Raw genomic sequence first — 15,406 nt, 5'->3', positions numbered from 1 at the left:
TTTAACTTTTGGACTGTCGACGTTGGGTCGGGTGGCGCCTTTTTTGTTTTAAGGGAATTGACGGCTTAAGTTCGGCTAAATATTCGGGCTTAATCTCGAGCTTAGGTAACTCGTGACCAACATATTCTTCGATAGCCGTAAGGTTCATCGCAAAGTCTTCACCGGCAAAGCTCACCGCGTCGCCTTCAGCTCCAGCACGTGCAGTCCGGCCAATACGATGGACGTAATCCTCGGCATCGTCTGGTAAGTGGTAGTTAAATACGTGAGTCACATCATCAATATGCAGGCCTCGCGCTGCGACGTCGGTGCACACTAAAACATTAACTGCATTGTTTTTAAGGTCATCAAGCAGTTTCAGGCGCTTTTTCTGATGAACATCACCTGTCAGCAAGCCTGCCTGAATATCGTTACCGCGCAAACATGCCCAAACGTGCTCTGCTGCACGTTTAGTGTTAGTAAAGACGATGGTGCGTGGTGGCTCAAGGCGTTGCATCAGGCCAACTAAAAGTGGCAATGCTTCATCACGGCTAGGATAGAATAAAGCCTCACGAATTTTCTTCGCCGTGACTTGCTCAGCCGCCACTTGGACGTGCTGTGGGTTATGCATATGCTCATAAGCCAACTCTTGGACGCGATGCGACAAAGTGGCTGAAAAGAGCATGTTCATACGATCTTCTGCGGCAGGCATTCTGCGGAATAAATAACGAATATCTTTAATAAAACCCAAATCGAACATGCGATCTGCTTCGTCGAGGACCACACTATCGATGGCTTCAAGACCGTAGGCGCCCTGCTTTAGATAATCAATCAAGCGTCCAGTGGTGCCAATAAGGATATCAACGCCCTTTTCGAGCTGATTACGTTGTTTTTCGTAGTCTTCGCCCCCATATACCACTCGAATCTTGAATTTTGCGTGTTTGGCAAGCTTCAAGGCGTCTTTAGCAATTTGAACCGCCAACTCACGAGTTGGTGCCATGATAATAGAGCGAGGCTCGTTAGGACGGCGACCGTCGATTTCTGGCAGGGTGAGCATATCGTTCATGACCCCAAGCAGAAATGCGATGGTTTTTCCAGTACCTGTTTGTGCTTGGCCAGCAACATTTTGTCCTTTAAGTAATAAAGGTAATGTTTTAGCCTGAATTGGCGTACAGTACTGAAAACCGAGGTCATTGATTGCCGAAAGTAACTTCGGGTGCAGACCTAAATCGCTGAAGCGAGTGTCGGATAAATGTGATTTGTCCATCTATTATAACTTTTTACCATTGGATGCTTGCAAAATTGCAAGTCATTGTATCAAATAGGGCCATTGTGCGTCTGATAGCTACCAAGCGCAAGCGAATTAGTAGGAGAAAACCGAATGAGTGACAAAATTGTATACCTTAGCGACGCGACTTTTGAAGAAGAAGTGTTGAACTCAGATAGCCCCGTATTAGTGGACTACTGGGCTGAGTGGTGTGGTCCTTGTAAGATGATCGCGCCAATTTTAGACGAAATTGCCGAGTCATACGACGGTAAAGTCAAAGTTGCTAAGCTAAATATCGATGAAAACAACGAAACACCGCCTAAATACGGTATTCGTGGTATCCCAACTTTGATGTTGTTTAAAGACGGTAATGTTGAAGCAACAAAAGTGGGCGCGGTATCAAAGTCGCAGTTGATGGCGTTTATCGACAGTAACATCTAAGCGAGATAGCTGTTGAGACAACCATTGATACAAAAAAAGAGGCTTCGGCCTCTTTTTTGATCGATTGTTGCAAAATTAAACACTCCTCACGCTAGACAGCACCTACATCTAGTGCTACATTTAACCTTGCTGAACACAGCGTCCAAATAAAAGCCCTCGGGCAAACTCCGTTTCTATTCCAAAACACTAATTTCACAGGAACACTAAGCATTGTCTATCAATGCGTCAAAAGACAATCATTCAACATTATGAATCTTACAGAATTAAAGCAGAAATCCGCTCAAGAACTGTCTGAGATGGCTAAAGCCGTCGGTCTTGAGCACATGGCGCGTATGCGCAAACAGGACATCATCTTTGGACTACTAAAGAATCACGCTAAAAGTGGCGAAGACATCTTTGGTGGTGGAGTTTTAGAGATTTTACCGGACGGTTTTGGTTTCTTACGCTCAGCGGAAGGCTCTTACCTAGCAGGACCAGACGATATTTACGTCTCGCCAAGCCAGATCAGACGCTTTAACTTACGAACGGGTGACACCATTTTCGGCAAAATACGCCCACCTAAAGATCAGGAACGCTATTTTGCCTTACTAAAAGTCGCAGAAATTAACTACGACAGCCCAGAAAACTCTCGCCGTAAGCTTCTATTCGAAAACTTAACACCGCTTCACCCTGATGACCGTATGCGCATGGAGCGCGGTAACGGCTCTACAGAAGATATTACCGCGCGTGTCATTGACCTTGCTGCTCCTGTAGGTAAAGGTCAGCGTGCACTTATCGTATCGCCGCCGAAGGCCGGTAAAACGATGATGCTACAGAATATCGCACAATCAATTACCTACAATCACCCAGAATGCATGCTAATCGTACTTCTTATTGACGAACGTCCAGAGGAAGTGACCGAAATGCAGCGCTCAGTAAAAGGTGAAGTGGTTGCCTCAACGTTTGACGAGCCAGCAGCACGTCACGTCCAAGTCGCCGAAATGGTGATCGAAAAAGCCAAGCGTTTGGTAGAGCACAAAAAAGACGTGGTTATCCTACTTGACTCGATTACGCGTCTAGCCCGTGCTTACAACACCGTCGTGCCATCGTCAGGTAAAGTTCTGACCGGTGGTGTCGACGCCAACGCACTACAACGCCCAAAGCGCTTCTTTGGTGCAGCGCGAAACATCGAAGAAGGCGGCAGCTTAACCATTATCGCTACTGCGCTAGTCGACACTGGCTCAAAGATGGACGAAGTCATCTACGAAGAATTTAAAGGTACAGGTAACATGGAACTGCACCTATCTCGCAAGATCTCAGAAAAACGTGTCTTCCCAGCGATTGACTTCAACCGCTCAGGCTCACGTAAAGAAGACCTACTGACGAGCCAAGAAGAACTCCAAAAGATGTGGATTTTACGCAAAATCCTACACCCAATGGACGAGTTAGACGCGATCGAATTCTTGATCGATAAGATGGCGATGACGAAGACTAACGATGAGTTCTTCACCTCCATGAAAAAATAACCTAGAAAACGTCTTTTTAGGTTTTTGCTTTGTTAGTCTCTTGCTCGCTCGGTTACGTATTATTATACGCGCCCTCGCTGTGCGAGAGACTGCCTCGCAAAACAACTAAAAATCCAGTTTTCTAGTGATATTTTAAAAGTAAAAATTATCTTTTTCTTTCTACGCCTCGCCTAGAAAGAAAAATCTGTATTTTTAGTTGAGTGTTCTTTTATCAAGAGTCTTAATTTTTAGGACACTGCCTCACAAAATCCTAAAAATCTACTTTTCTAGGAGTATTTTTAATAGAAGGAGCACAAATATTAGTTTTAAGGAAAAAATTAATAAGAACCTTAAGTTTCGTAAGGTTCATCTAATAGCTGCCTTCTTCTTCAGTTTGATATTTTCTGCAGCATTTATTGGTTTTGTAGGCGCTTTAATAGAATTCTTAACCCAAGGAAAATGGTCGCAAGTACTTTCAGCAACTCTCGGCTATTCACTTTTTAGTATTTTTTACACCCCACTCTTAGCTCCACCTTACTTACTATTAATGACTGTCTTGATTTTACTTAAGATAGTAAACCGCTATACACTCGCTTTCACAGGTTGTATCTTTGGCCTCGCATTCTGGCTAACGCTGCATTTAACAGAAAACTGGCTACCATTTTCAGAGTATGGCTATGCACTGTACAGTTTAGCCGGTGCGCTTGGGGGCTGGATAACTTATAAGGTTTTGGATAGAAACTCTCTTGAAAATGAGCAAAAGATTGAGGACGACGAGTTTCCCCGTAAAAGTTAGCTGGATAATACAAAGTACAGACAATACTTTATAGTATGTAGCTTAAAGGCTAGTGCTCTTTGATTCCCCTTTTGAGCTTGCTGAAGGTTTTTAAGAATTATTGGAATAAAGCATTTTGATGTTTGAGCGTAGCGAGTTCCAAAATGCGCCAATCATTCTTAAAAAGCGAAGGTAGCCGTAGGCCAAGCGACTGGGGTGTCTTTTCTTTTGGTTCGTTTTCTTTGGACAAGCAAAGAAAATGAACAGTAAAACACCCAATTGGTAGGGTTTTACTCATAATCTGCTAAAATACCCCCAATACCAAACAACCCCCAATCCCATGCAATACAAAGATCTACGTGACTTTATCGAAAAACTCGAATCAATGGGCGAGCTTAAACGCGTGTCGATGGAGGTTGATCCGAATCTTGAGATGACGGAGATTTGCGATCGGACCTTGCGTGCTGGCGGGCCAGCGATTCTGTTTGAAAACGTGAAAGGTCACTCTGTGCCGGTGCTAGGCAACTTATTCGGCACCACGCGACGTGTGGCGTTAGCGATGGGTAAAGAAGATTTAACGGGTTTGCGTGAGTTGGGCGAATTGTTGGCTTTCTTAAAAGAGCCAACGCCGCCGGCGGGCTTTCGTGATGCATGGCAGCAGTTGCCAGTATTTAAGAAAGTGATGAACATGGCGCCGAAGGAAGTCAAGAAAGCACCGTGCCAAGACATTGTGATTGAAGGCAATGCGGTTGATTTGACAAGCATTCCGGTGCAAACCTGTTGGCCCGGCGATGCTGCGCCACTGATGACGTGGGGCTTAACGGTTACCAAAGGGCCAAATAAGAAGCGTCAGAATTTGGGAATCTATCGCCAACAAGTGATTGGTAAGAATAAGTTGATTATGCGCTGGCTAGCACATCGGGGTGGTGCACTAGATTTTAAAGATTGGTGTGAAAAGCATCCAGGGGAGCGTTTTCCGGTATCGGTTGCATTTGGTGCTGATCCAGCGACCATTCTGGGTGCGGTAACGCCTGTACCCGATACCTTGAGCGAGTATGGTTTTGCCGGCCTATTGCGTGGTCAGAAAACAGAAGTGGTTAAGTCGATGGGTAATGATTTGCAAGTGCCCTCTTCTGCGGAGTTTGTACTTGAAGGTTATATTGAGCCCGGCGAGATGGCTGACGAAGGACCTTATGGCGACCATACTGGTTATTACAATGAAGTGGATAGTTTTCCGGTGTTCACCGTAGAGCGTATCACTCAGCGCGCCAACCCGATTTATCATTCAACTTACACTGGCCGTCCGCCAGATGAGCCTGCGATTTTGGGCGAAGCACTCAACGAAGTGTTTGTGCCAATTCTACAAAAGCAATTCCCAGAAATTACAGACTTTTATCTGCCGCCAGAAGGTTGCTCATACCGTTTGGCAGTAGTGTCGATGAAGAAACAATATCCCGGTCATGCCAAGCGGGTGATGATGGGCGTGTGGTCTTTCTTGCGTCAATTCATGTACACCAAGTTTGTGATTGTGGTTGATGATGATATTAATACTCGTGATTGGAAAGATGTGATCTGGGCGATTACGACGCGAGTTGACCCGACGCGTGATTGTACTTTAGTTGATAACACGCCGATTGATTACCTTGATTTTGCATCACCAGTGTCTGGACTTGGCTCGAAATTGGGGATTGATGCGACCAATAAGTGGCCGGGTGAAACGGAGCGTGAATGGGGCGAGCCGATTGTGATGGATCAAGCGGTTAAAGATAAAGTGGATTCAATGTGGGACGAGCTTGGACTCGAACCAAAAGATAACGAAGAATAATTGAGGTTGTATGACCGAACAGAGCGAAGCGCAATTCGTAGAGTGCCAAGTTTCATTAGTGCGTCGCATGGGACGCGATGTGTACTGGGTAGAGCTAGAGCCGACTGAGGGAGAGTTACCAGCTTATCAAGCTGGGCAATACCTAATGTTAGAGCTTGAAGATGGGTCGTTAAGACCATTCTCAATAGCAAGCTCTCCGTTACAGGATGTACTGGAATTGCACATTCGAAGATTACCGGGGCACGATGAAGCCGATAAGATCGTGAGTCAGCTAAAACACCGCAACAAAGTCCGCGTTCAAATGGCACAAGGCGCATGCTTATTAACGGATAGCGAGCGCCCAGCAGTGTTTATCGCCGGTGGCACAGGCTTTGCGCCCTTCCATTCGATTATTAAAACGGCGCTGAGAGAAGGAAAAGACCGGGAGCTTATTCTCTATTGGGGTGCGCAGACATCACCGGACTTGTACCTCCATCGCGAGCCACTAGAGTGGGCAGAAAAACATACGAACTTTACCTATGTTCCTGTACTGTCAGGGCTTGATGAGGAATGGCAAGGTCGAAAAGGCTTTGTTCACCATGCTTTTATGCTGGATTATGATGACATTACTGACATGGATATTTACATTGGTGGTTCGGAGCCGATGGTGATATCGGTCTATCAAGATCTGCTCGATCGTGGGGTTGCGAAAGAGTCGATTCACTCGGATATATTAGATATCAAACGTCAAATGGGTGTGCTGGACTAGTCTCCTGAACTATTGCTCTGAAGTAAGTGTCACACCCGTTTGAAAATAATGGACGTATTAATCCCACCAAAAGCAAAGTTGTTGCTCATAATGTATTGGTAGTCCATTTCTCGATTTGTTTCGGTGATGTAGTCGAGTTCGGCGCATTCTGGATCAATATTCTGAAGATTTGCGGTAGGCGCATACCAATTATTACGCATCATTTCGATAGAAAGCCAAGCCTCTATTGCCCCGCAGGCGCCTAAGGTATGACCAAAATAGCTTTTTAGCGAGCTAATAGGAATGTTGCGCTGAAAGACATCACGTGTGGCGTGACTTTCCGCGACATCGCCGCGGTCGGTCGCTGTGCCGTGCGCGCTTACATAACCGATATCGTTAGGGGTTAGATTGGCATCTTTTAAAGCCAGCTGCATTGCGACCGACATGGTTTCGCGTTGCGGCTGGGTTACATGCGCACCATCAGAGTTACAGCCAAAACCAACCACTTCCGCTAAAATCGTGGCGCCACGCGCTTTGGCATGTTCGTACTCTTCTAAGATCAAGGTTCCAGCACCTTCGCCAATAACCAAGCCATCTCGGTCTTTATCAAAAGGACGTGGTGTGGTTTCTGGAGAGTCATTCCGTACAGAGGTCGCGAATAAAGAATCAAACACCGCGCCTTGTGTAATACAAAGCTCTTCAGCGCCACCAGCAATCATGACCTTTTGCTGACCGTACTTCACCGCTTCATACGCATAGCCAATGCCTTGACTGCCTGAAGTGCAGGCGCTGCTGGTGGGAATGATTCGCCCTTTAGTGCCGAAAAACACACCCATGTTAACTGGGGCCGTATGGCTCATCATTTCAACATAAGACGTCGAGGTAAACCCAGTCATGGGGCCGCCCTTGATCAAGTCGCCAAACACAGGAATCGTACGGGTGCTACCCGAAGAAGAGCCGTAGGCTATGCCAGTGTCGCCATTAGTTAATGCGGAGTGCTCTAGCAAACCTGCTTGCTGTAAAGCGGTTTGAGTGGCACAAGTAGCCAGTAATGACACTCGGCCCATGCTGCGGATTTTCTTGCGCGGTAGCTTCGGGAAACTGTAATCAACAGGTGCCGCTAAACTGGTGCGAAGTCCTTCACACTGATCCCATTCAGGCATAAAGCGAACGGCATTGTTGCCAGAGCGAAGCTGGGTTGAGATATCTTGCCAGTCGTCACCAAAGGCTGTGATACCAGACATTCCTGTAACGACGACACGATTCATTACGCCATTCCCCCATTTACCGAGATAACCTGTCGTGTTAAATAGGCCGCATTATCGGAGAAAAGATAGCCAACCAGGCCCGCAATTTCTTCGGGACGCCCCATACGACGTGCAGGTATAACTTTCATTGCTTCTTGCGTAATCTCTTCATCCACCATGTCCGTTTCAATTAACCCTGGAGCGACGCAGTTAACGGTGATTTTACGGCGAGCTAACTCTACTGCTAAAGCTTTAGTCGCACCGATTAAGCCCGCTTTTGACGCGCTGTAATTGACTTGGCCACGATTGCCGAGAACGCCTGATACCGATGACATGGCGACGATACGTCCACCTTTTTTGTTGCGTACCATCGGCATCACAAGTGGCTGAACGACATTGTAGAAGCCGTCAAGATTGGTGTGAATAACATCATCCCAGTCACTATCAGTGAGCGCTGGGAAAGCGCCGTCTCGAGTAATACCGGCATTACAAACGACACCGTAGAAGGCGCCGTGGTTTTCAATATCTTGCTCTAAGACTTGGCGGGTTTGTTGGCGATCGGCAATATCAAATTGTATCCATCGAGCTGAACCTCCGGTTGCTTGAATCTCTGCAACTGTTTGTTCTGCTTGCTCAACACCTGAGCGACAATGTACTGTTATGTCAAAGCCATCTTTAGCTAATTGTAAGGCAATACTTTTGCCTATACCGCGACTTGAGCCTGTGATTAAAACGCGTCTATTCATAATGCTAATTAATTAAGTAATTGGTTTTGGTCATTGGTTTCGAACACACTCAGTTTAGCTTCAGCAACGAGGTGCCCTTCACAGCTAATGGAGCAGTGGAACGAGCCCAGTCCTGAGTCATCCATGTAAAGTTCTTCAACCTCAACCTGATAGGTCTCACCTAGTGAGAAGCACGCTCGGTGGAGTTCCATTTTTCGAGTGCCGAGTAAAAAGCCGAGTTTAACGGCCTCTTGTTTGAGGCGTGATCTGACACCGGCTAAGGCGGCAATAGATTGTGCCATGTATTCTATGGCTACAACATTATCAACGCCTTCAATACTGTCATCATAGAAACGACTGTTGGGCTGAATGGTGAATTGAGCACTTAATTTATCGGCTTCAAAGTCAATAACTTGGTCAATAAGCACCATCGGATCGGAGTGAGGTACCAATTCCGAAACAGGGACTGACAGTATCGATTTTTTTCTAGTTGAGTTTAATTCTGGCATAACATGTTACTCGCTACGGCCGATTATAACACTGACGTTATTGCCACCAAAGGCAAAAGAGTTGCTCATGGCGATTGTTACGTTGTTGATAGTCTGATTGTCATCGACGAGACGTAAAGCCGGAAGCTCGGTATCAAGAACGCCATCAAAAACATGTTTCGGTAGCTTTTTTGACTGGTATTCTAATAATAACCAACACAGCGCTAGTTCAGTTGCGCCTGCAGCACCTAGGGTATGGCCAGTTAAAGGTTTGGTGGAGCTGCAATAGGTTGCGTTGCTTAAAACGGATGAAACCGCTTTGCTCTCCATCGCATCATTGAGCTCAGTACCCGTGCCGTGAAGGTTAAGATAGTCGACACGCTGGCTATCAATATTGGCATCTAATAAAGCCTGTTTCATGGCCCTGGCGGCGCCATCTCCTTCAGGATGTGGTGCGGAAATATGGTGGGCGTCAGAGGACTCACCGACGCCAAGTAGTTGTACCGCCGATGGTTGGCGACTCATGATAAACACCGCAGCGCCCTCACCAATGTTAATACCTTTGCGATGGGGGCTGAAGGGATTAGAGAGCTCGTCAGAAATAGCTTCTAAGGAATTAAAACCATTTAAAGTCATGTCACACAAAGAGTCTGCGCCACCAACAATGACGGCGTCGCAGACATTATTCTCGATTAAGCTTCGCGCGGAGGCAAAAACTTTTCCGCTGGAGGAGCAGGCTGTAGAAATCGCGTACGCTGGTCCTTTGATGCCTAGATAGTCAGCAATAAATTCGGCTGGCGAAGACATTTGAATTTGCGAATAATCAAAAGAGTCAGGGAAAGCTTGGTTATCCAGATATTGCGCGAGGGCTTGCTCACCTTCAGCAATTCCTGATGTACTGGTGCCCATGACCACTCCAATACGATGTTTTGGGTGGTGTTCTAACAAACTGTCGAGGGCTGATTCTAAGGATAATAAACAGCTTAGAATCAACTGATTATTGCGAGTCTGGTGATGTTGTAAGTGTTTGGGGATAAGCGGCAACTTCGAAGAAACTTGTCCTGCGATAAAGGTTTTATTATTCAGCTCTGTCACATAGGGCTTCATACCGGATGTGTCACCCGAAATAAGCTTCTGTAGAACCTCATCATGCTCTTTACCCAGAGCATTGGTCATCGACATGTTATTAAGGTAAATCGGGCAATCAGTCATGGGGCATAAACTCTACAGAAAGTGGCGAAAGAACGAGGTGATAACCACGTTCCTTGTGAGTAAATTCAATAGTTCCTTGATAGGCAACGGGATCTGAATAGACGATAGTAATCACTGTCATACCTTGATGGTTAACCTTGCGAAGGTATTTGTCCGGCTGTGAAACAGTGCCTCGCTGTATAGCACCCCTAAGTTCTTCTAGCGGCCATAAACTAAGCTGTAGATCCGCAAGAATGTATTCAGGTTTAATGTTCTCGACTAAGGATGAAAAGCCTTTCGCATCGACAAAGCCCTGCTGCATTCTAATAGTAAAAATCCTTGTTCCTGTTGGCGTAAGGCCAACCATAGTTAGTCTATCCTTTAGTATCTCAGTTTGAAATATGAGGTCATGACTTTCATTATTGTAGGTAATGGTTGCGCTTTGTGTCAGAACCAAGCCATTATCAAAAGGCACTGAGGGAATTAATTCAAAGCTCATGCCTTCAGCAATAAAAACAGAGTTGTGCTTACTGTGATAAGAGCTCAAACACCCGGAGAGGATAAATACAGAGATCGCTAAAGCTAAAATGCGCATAGTTCACCTAGAGTCTGTAGCCGTTTATCGGTCTCGGTATTGTAGGGGTTGTCTAAATCCCATGCGTAGCCGGCTAGAACCGAGCAAATCATTTCACGGATGTTCGAAGGAGCATCTTCGAATTGGAGAATGCTTTGCAGTTCTCCCTGGTACCAAGATTGAACAAATGCTTTGAAGGAATGAACCCCTTTCTGTAGAGGCTGAGAGAAGTCTGAATTCCAACACACATCTTCTCCCTGCAATTGTCTTATGACACAGTCGGAGGCTAACTTTGCAGATTTAAAAGCGATGGTGACTCCTGATGAAAATATGGGATCAAGGAACTCACCAGCATTACCGAGTAACGCAAACCGATCGCCAAACAAACTTTTGACATTGGAAGAGTAGCCCGTCAATTGTTGCACTGGACGAGTCATTGTGGCGTTGGACAAGAGTTTTTGTAGACGAGTTGACTGCCCTATGACCTCGAAAAGCATACTATCTTTTGATGAGTGCGCTTTTTCTAATTCTTCAAAAAAACGAGGCTCTGCAACACACCCTACGGATGCAGTGCCATCGGCAAAAGGGATTAGCCAATACCAAACGTCCGAAAACTCAGGGTGAGTTTCGACCAAAATTTTGTTGCGATCGTAATCGGGATCAGTAATGTCATCCTTTATGTGGCAAAACAGTGAGCTGCGTATAGGGAAATCGCTAGGGGTATCTAAATTAAGCAACCTCGGCAGCACACGAGCAAACCCACTAGCATCGAGAACAAACTCAGCGGTAATGGATCTTGTCATACCCTTTTCATCACAAAGGGTTAAACTTGGTTTTGGGGTAAAAGTAACATCGTTTACCTGTACACCAAAAGTAAAGGTAGCACCTTGATTTTGGGCTTCTTGAGCAAGAAGTTGATCGAACTCTGCCCGCTTTACTTGATAGGTATACTCAGGGCCATCACTAAATTTTTTATCAAATTCAAAAATAGACTCTCGGTTATCCACACTAAATACAGCGCCATTTTTGTATTGAAAGCCGTACTTATCGGCCGCTTGCTCTACTATGCTGAGTAACCCCGCTTCTTCGAGGTAGACCATTGATTGTGGTAACAAGCTTTCGCCAATGGAAAATCGAGGAAAGTGTTGTTTCTCAATGACAAGCACATTCACATCCGCCTGAGTCAATAGACTGGCAGCGAGAGAACCCGCAGGCCCAGCCCCTATAATAACGACATCGTAATGGTTATCATCAGGTTGATGAGTCATGCTTTAGTCCTTTTGCTTGATATATTTGGTGTCCGAGTATTGGTGACAGAACGAAAACTGTCAAGATGCCACTGAGCATGGTTAAGCCAAAGGCATGTATCGCTGGCGTTGCGCTAAGTGACAATAACCCGAAGGATAAAAATGTGGTCATAGCGGATAAGCCGATAGCTAGGTATATGTAGGGAGAGCGTTTCTTTGACTCCGCATAAAATAAACCGTAGTCAATGCCAATACCAAAGACTAAGAACAGTGCCAGCGCGCTGAATAAATTAAAACTACTATTGATGACTATATTCGCTGTGATGGCGACTGATGCCGCAATAATCGGCCCTAATACAATGAGGGAAGCAACAATCAGGTTATACCTTACGGCCAGAACCAGCATTATGAGGGCAATCGCAATGGCAAGCATGATAAGTGATAACTCACGATATTGACTGAATAGTGACGACACTTTTTCGACCTTATTGATGAAATAAAGTGTTGAGTTATTGTCAGCCAAGGATTCAAGCGCAGTAATGTCATTAATGTTATGAAGAGTAATGATTGCTGCGTACTCGCCATCAATCTTGTCCAGCCAAAGATACGAGAAGCGCTGGCCTAATGGTGAGGCTAGCCAATTATTTAAAGTTAAAACATTGCTTTGTGATTCAGATATCGACTGTACAAGCTTTTCTAGCTGTTTAGAGGTTATTAAACCTAACTCAAGCAGTGTTTGTAAGGTTGTTGGATTGGTATGCCTTCTAACCAGCCGGTAGTCGCTTTCCTGTTGTGTTGATGAAGGAACGAAATGGGCAGCATGATGATAATCATCAATGGCCCCCTGTGCAATTAAACCATCAAGTTGGTCATTGACCGACTCAAGCTTTGTTAATACCTGATCCGGCGACGGCCCTTTGACCACAAAGAACTGGTTCGGTGCAGGTGCAGAGACAAGATCTTGAATGGTTTTCTCTTGTTGGTGTAACGCTGGAGGGACCGATTGTAATTGACGGATGTTGTCATTATCGTCACTGGTATTCATTAGTAGCCACAAGGCAATCAGTGGTAATGCGAGTAGCGCCAATAGAAAGGGCTTCTTAGAGGCTGAATGACTGATGCGGCTATGCGCGATAAATACAAGTAGCAATTTGTGCGGTGTTTGGACCTTCGACGGTACGCGATCAAACAATAAGATAACGGTTAAGTAAGCGCCGACAAGCCCTGTGGCACAGAATAAAGCCATTTGTTGTAAGCCAGGGAAAGGCGTAGTAAATAATGCTGCGTAACCAATAACGCTCGATACTAGCCCTAGGCTAATGGCACCGAAAATAATGGGTAAAGGGCGTTTGGACTCATTTGCTGAAGCAAAATAATGAAAGGCGTAATCTACAGCGACACCGACTAGGCTGGAACCAAAAACTAAAGTTAAAATATGTATTGAGCCAAAAAAAGCGTTAACGGCTGTGAAGCCAGCTAAAATACCGACACCAAGAGAAACGAGAGTTAGCGTTAGCGGTAGAACGCTACGGAAAGCAATGATTAGGAGTAAAATTACTCCAATTAAAGAGCCTAACCCTATCGTTGAGATCTCAGATTTGGCCGAAGCTGCGGCATGCTGTGCGTAAAAGATAGCACCTGTGAAAAGCAGCTCTGTGTTGGGGTGGTTTAGCTGAAAACCTTCTAAGATCTGCCTAATACTTGCCTGCGCATCACTGTCAAATGGAGACGCTGCTAGGGTGGCCGTAATCATTGAATAATAGGCACCGTCAGAATAGATAACTAGAATATCGTCAATGAATTCACTGCTATGATCCGTGGTGTTGTTTGGGCTTTTATTGGCAAAGCTAGTGTCAGACATCTGCTGCAAATAACGATAAGACAACAGTAGCGGATCTTGTGGCAATAACTGTATTAATTGACTGGATAGTGGCGAGTAAGCCATCTGAATGGTGTAATCTGTGAACGGCTCTGCACCCTTGTTTTGTAGTAATGCTCGATCGCTATTGCTCAGTAGATGAAAGCGATGCTTGAAGTAAAGTTTGCCTACAGCCTCTTGTTCTTCTTCTGACAACTGGCTTTGCAGAGAATGAACAGAGGCGCTTAGCTTTAACTTGCTTGACAGGAACTGAGCGCCAGCAATGGCGTCAGATTTCTGTTCTGACTTTGTAGCGAAGATAACGTTCTTGAAGTTATTCTCAGAAAAACGTGCGAAGGCCTTTTCAGCAAAAGGGTCGACTTCGGTTTCTGGTAGCAACTTAAGGATATTAGTTTCAACCTTTAAGCCACTGTTTATTTGAGAATAGAAAATCCCACCGACTAGGGCGATGAATAATAACCAAAGAATAAAGCGTAAATTAATCGACAAGGAACTGTCCTAGTTGTGCATGAATCTCTTGAGAATCAATAGTGTCGAAGGTAATTTGAGTGATATCACCATTGGCTTCGGTAAATGTTAAACGCTGAATACTGGTATTCCCCGAAACTTCGATATGTTTGATGACGCGTTGAATATCTGAGTGGGTGGACGTCAAATTCAAGCTCCATCCTGAGGATTTGCATATAGCAATAACGTCGAAATTCGTGTTCAGTTCTTCAAAATCGCCAGACAGAATTGACAGGAATGTAGAAGAAATTAATTGGCTAGTTTGATTGTTACTATTTGCTGGCGCAGAAATAGCCTCATCTTGCTTGTTATATTGCTTAAAGCTATTGGGACCAATAACGGTTGTGCTTTTAATCGGTTTTTGGGTTTGCCAAACGACACGGTCATTATCGGCTAACAGCAAATATCCTGAGGATTTAAGAGGCTGTGTTAAAACGGCAACCGTTTTTAATTGCTTAAATTCGTTCAGTTGAGGCTGGCTGCTGATCTGTTTAGCAATAGAGTTTAGCTCGCAGGGAGTATCAACGCATGCATTAGCGGTTGAAGGGATAAAACAAGAGGCTATCAGCAATAGAAACGCGGTGTATTGTGTCAGTGTTGTCATCATTGTTGTTGCTCCGCGTAACGTTGAATGTTTTCTTTGAGAATTTCTGGAGATGCAAGCTGCATTTCAAAGTCATCGGTGGTGACGGCGACCTGTATGGTATAGCCCTTACAAAGCTTTTCCCCACTTTCTGCGTGTTGAATCAGATATTCAATTTTTAAGCGATTCTCACATTCAATGAAAGTAGCAATACAGACCAGTTTATCGCCAAAACTGGCGGGTTTAATGTACTTAAGCCGCATATCAATAATGGGCCAGTAGTAACCCGAGGCCTTCATTTGCGGGTAGTCATAGTTAATATGGCGCAGTAGTTCGCAGCGAGCTTGTTCGAAATACTTAACATAATTTCCATGCCACACAACATTCATTGGGTCGAGATCGAAAAATGGTACTTCAACGAAGCATTCTGCGGCAATTTTTAATTCTTTGAGTTGTTGATTGTTCATAAG

General features: G+C 45.1%; 15 protein-coding genes. 5 read left to right on the top strand and 10 right to left on the bottom strand.

All coding sequences use genetic code 11. The features are described 5' to 3' along the window. Position 1: 1 nt before the first annotated feature. Entirely contained in the window at positions 2-1,243 is a 1,242-nt protein-coding gene (gene rhlB, locus KFK88_RS01370; RefSeq protein WP_223576863.1) for an ATP-dependent RNA helicase RhlB, read from the bottom strand. A gap of 114 nt (positions 1,244-1,357) precedes the next feature. On the opposite strand from rhlB, the gene trxA reads away from it, so the two are divergent. The 5 genes from trxA to KFK88_RS01345 all read left to right on the top strand — a co-directional run bounded on the left by trxA (position 1,358) and on the right by KFK88_RS01345 (position 6,516). Then, complete coding sequence (trxA, locus tag KFK88_RS01365; RefSeq protein WP_223576862.1) at positions 1,358-1,684, top strand: thioredoxin TrxA; 327 nt, start codon at positions 1,358-1,360, stop codon at positions 1,682-1,684. Positions 1,685-1,932: 248 nt separating this feature from the next. After that, the gene (gene rho, locus KFK88_RS01360) at positions 1,933-3,189 is read left to right on the top strand and encodes a transcription termination factor Rho (protein WP_223576861.1); all 1,257 of its coding nucleotides are present in this window, start codon (positions 1,933-1,935) and stop codon (positions 3,187-3,189) included. Between the two features lie 373 nt (positions 3,190-3,562). Further along, on the top strand, positions 3,563-3,964 hold the full coding sequence (locus tag KFK88_RS01355) for a hypothetical protein (RefSeq protein ID WP_223576860.1): 402 nt from the start codon (positions 3,563-3,565) through the stop codon (positions 3,962-3,964). Positions 3,965-4,283: 319 nt separating this feature from the next. Continuing rightward, on the top strand, positions 4,284-5,768 hold the full coding sequence (gene ubiD, locus KFK88_RS01350; RefSeq protein WP_223576859.1) for a 4-hydroxy-3-polyprenylbenzoate decarboxylase: 1,485 nt from the start codon (positions 4,284-4,286) through the stop codon (positions 5,766-5,768). A 10-nt stretch (positions 5,769-5,778) separates the two neighbouring features. Continuing rightward, entirely contained in the window at positions 5,779-6,516 is a 738-nt protein-coding gene (locus KFK88_RS01345) for an NAD(P)H-flavin reductase (protein WP_223576858.1), read from the top strand. Positions 6,517-6,545: 29 nt separating this feature from the next. Here KFK88_RS01345 and KFK88_RS01340 read toward each other — a convergent pair whose 3' ends face one another. Genes KFK88_RS01340 through KFK88_RS01300 form a run of 9 tightly spaced genes read right to left on the bottom strand, consistent with a single transcriptional unit; the run spans position 6,546 to position 15,403 of the window. Further along, positions 6,546-7,763: a beta-ketoacyl-ACP synthase gene (locus KFK88_RS01340; RefSeq protein WP_223576857.1), complete on the bottom strand. Its 1,218-nt coding sequence runs from the start codon at positions 7,761-7,763 to the stop codon at positions 6,546-6,548. Then, the gene (locus KFK88_RS01335; RefSeq protein WP_223576856.1) at positions 7,763-8,488 is read right to left on the bottom strand and encodes a 3-ketoacyl-ACP reductase FabG2; all 726 of its coding nucleotides are present in this window, start codon (positions 8,486-8,488) and stop codon (positions 7,763-7,765) included. Before KFK88_RS01335 ends, KFK88_RS01340 begins: the two co-directional genes overlap by 1 nt. Before the next feature lie 8 nt (positions 8,489-8,496). Then, on the bottom strand, positions 8,497-8,976 hold the full coding sequence (locus KFK88_RS01330; RefSeq protein ID WP_223576855.1) for an ApeP family dehydratase: 480 nt from the start codon (positions 8,974-8,976) through the stop codon (positions 8,497-8,499). Between the two features lie 6 nt (positions 8,977-8,982). After that, complete coding sequence (locus KFK88_RS01325) at positions 8,983-10,167, bottom strand: beta-ketoacyl-[acyl-carrier-protein] synthase family protein (RefSeq protein WP_223576854.1); 1,185 nt, start codon at positions 10,165-10,167, stop codon at positions 8,983-8,985. After that, positions 10,160-10,741 carry a DUF3261 domain-containing protein gene (locus tag KFK88_RS01320; protein ID WP_223576853.1) on the bottom strand — a complete coding sequence of 194 codons (582 nt, stop codon included), beginning with the start codon at positions 10,739-10,741 and terminating at the stop codon, positions 10,160-10,162. Before KFK88_RS01320 ends, KFK88_RS01325 begins: the two co-directional genes overlap by 8 nt. Further along, positions 10,729-11,988 (bottom strand): NAD(P)/FAD-dependent oxidoreductase, encoded by a 1,260-nt coding sequence (locus KFK88_RS01315; RefSeq protein WP_223576852.1) that lies wholly within the window; start codon positions 11,986-11,988, stop codon positions 10,729-10,731. The genes KFK88_RS01320 and KFK88_RS01315 overlap by 13 nt, the downstream gene beginning before the upstream one ends. Beyond that, complete coding sequence (locus tag KFK88_RS01310; RefSeq protein WP_223576851.1) at positions 11,972-14,335, bottom strand: MMPL family transporter; 2,364 nt, start codon at positions 14,333-14,335, stop codon at positions 11,972-11,974. The genes KFK88_RS01315 and KFK88_RS01310 overlap by 17 nt, the downstream gene beginning before the upstream one ends. Further along, on the bottom strand, positions 14,325-14,960 hold the full coding sequence (locus tag KFK88_RS01305) for an outer membrane lipoprotein carrier protein LolA (protein WP_223576850.1): 636 nt from the start codon (positions 14,958-14,960) through the stop codon (positions 14,325-14,327). The genes KFK88_RS01310 and KFK88_RS01305 overlap by 11 nt, the downstream gene beginning before the upstream one ends. Beyond that, a complete protein-coding gene (locus tag KFK88_RS01300) occupies positions 14,957-15,403 on the bottom strand; it encodes an acyl-CoA thioesterase (RefSeq protein ID WP_223576849.1) in 447 nt (148 codons plus the stop codon). Before KFK88_RS01300 ends, KFK88_RS01305 begins: the two co-directional genes overlap by 4 nt. Positions 15,404-15,406: the final 3 nt, after the last annotated feature.

Source organism: Kangiella taiwanensis, assembly GCF_020005165.1.
Classification (GTDB): Bacteria; Pseudomonadota; Gammaproteobacteria; order Enterobacterales; family Kangiellaceae; genus Kangiella; species Kangiella taiwanensis.
The sequence above is the reverse complement of the archived record's forward strand: the minus strand, read 5'-3'. Positions and strand labels throughout refer to the sequence as shown.

Bases quoted from the DNA above. Each gene is read 5' to 3' on its own strand.
- rhlB (WP_223576863.1), bottom strand. From the start codon at position 1,243: ATGGACAAATCACATTTATCCGACACTCGCTTCAGCGATTTAGGTCTG.
- trxA (WP_223576862.1), top strand. From the start codon at position 1,358: ATGAGTGACAAAATTGTATACCTTAGCGACGCGACTTTTGAAGAAGAA.
- rho (WP_223576861.1), top strand. From the start codon at position 1,933: ATGAATCTTACAGAATTAAAGCAGAAATCCGCTCAAGAACTGTCTGAG.
- ubiD (WP_223576859.1), top strand. From the start codon at position 4,284: ATGCAATACAAAGATCTACGTGACTTTATCGAAAAACTCGAATCAATG.
- KFK88_RS01345 (WP_223576858.1), top strand. From the start codon at position 5,779: ATGACCGAACAGAGCGAAGCGCAATTCGTAGAGTGCCAAGTTTCATTA.
- KFK88_RS01340 (WP_223576857.1), bottom strand. From the start codon at position 7,763: ATGAATCGTGTCGTCGTTACAGGAATGTCTGGTATCACAGCCTTTGGT.
- KFK88_RS01335 (WP_223576856.1), bottom strand. From the start codon at position 8,488: ATGAATAGACGCGTTTTAATCACAGGCTCAAGTCGCGGTATAGGCAAA.
- KFK88_RS01330 (WP_223576855.1), bottom strand. From the start codon at position 8,976: ATGCCAGAATTAAACTCAACTAGAAAAAAATCGATACTGTCAGTCCCT.
- KFK88_RS01325 (WP_223576854.1), bottom strand. From the start codon at position 10,167: ATGACTGATTGCCCGATTTACCTTAATAACATGTCGATGACCAATGCT.
- KFK88_RS01320 (WP_223576853.1), bottom strand. From the start codon at position 10,741: ATGCGCATTTTAGCTTTAGCGATCTCTGTATTTATCCTCTCCGGGTGT.
- KFK88_RS01315 (WP_223576852.1), bottom strand. From the start codon at position 11,988: ATGACTCATCAACCTGATGATAACCATTACGATGTCGTTATTATAGGG.
- KFK88_RS01305 (WP_223576850.1), bottom strand. From the start codon at position 14,960: ATGATGACAACACTGACACAATACACCGCGTTTCTATTGCTGATAGCC.
- KFK88_RS01300 (WP_223576849.1), bottom strand. From the start codon at position 15,403: ATGAACAATCAACAACTCAAAGAATTAAAAATTGCCGCAGAATGCTTC.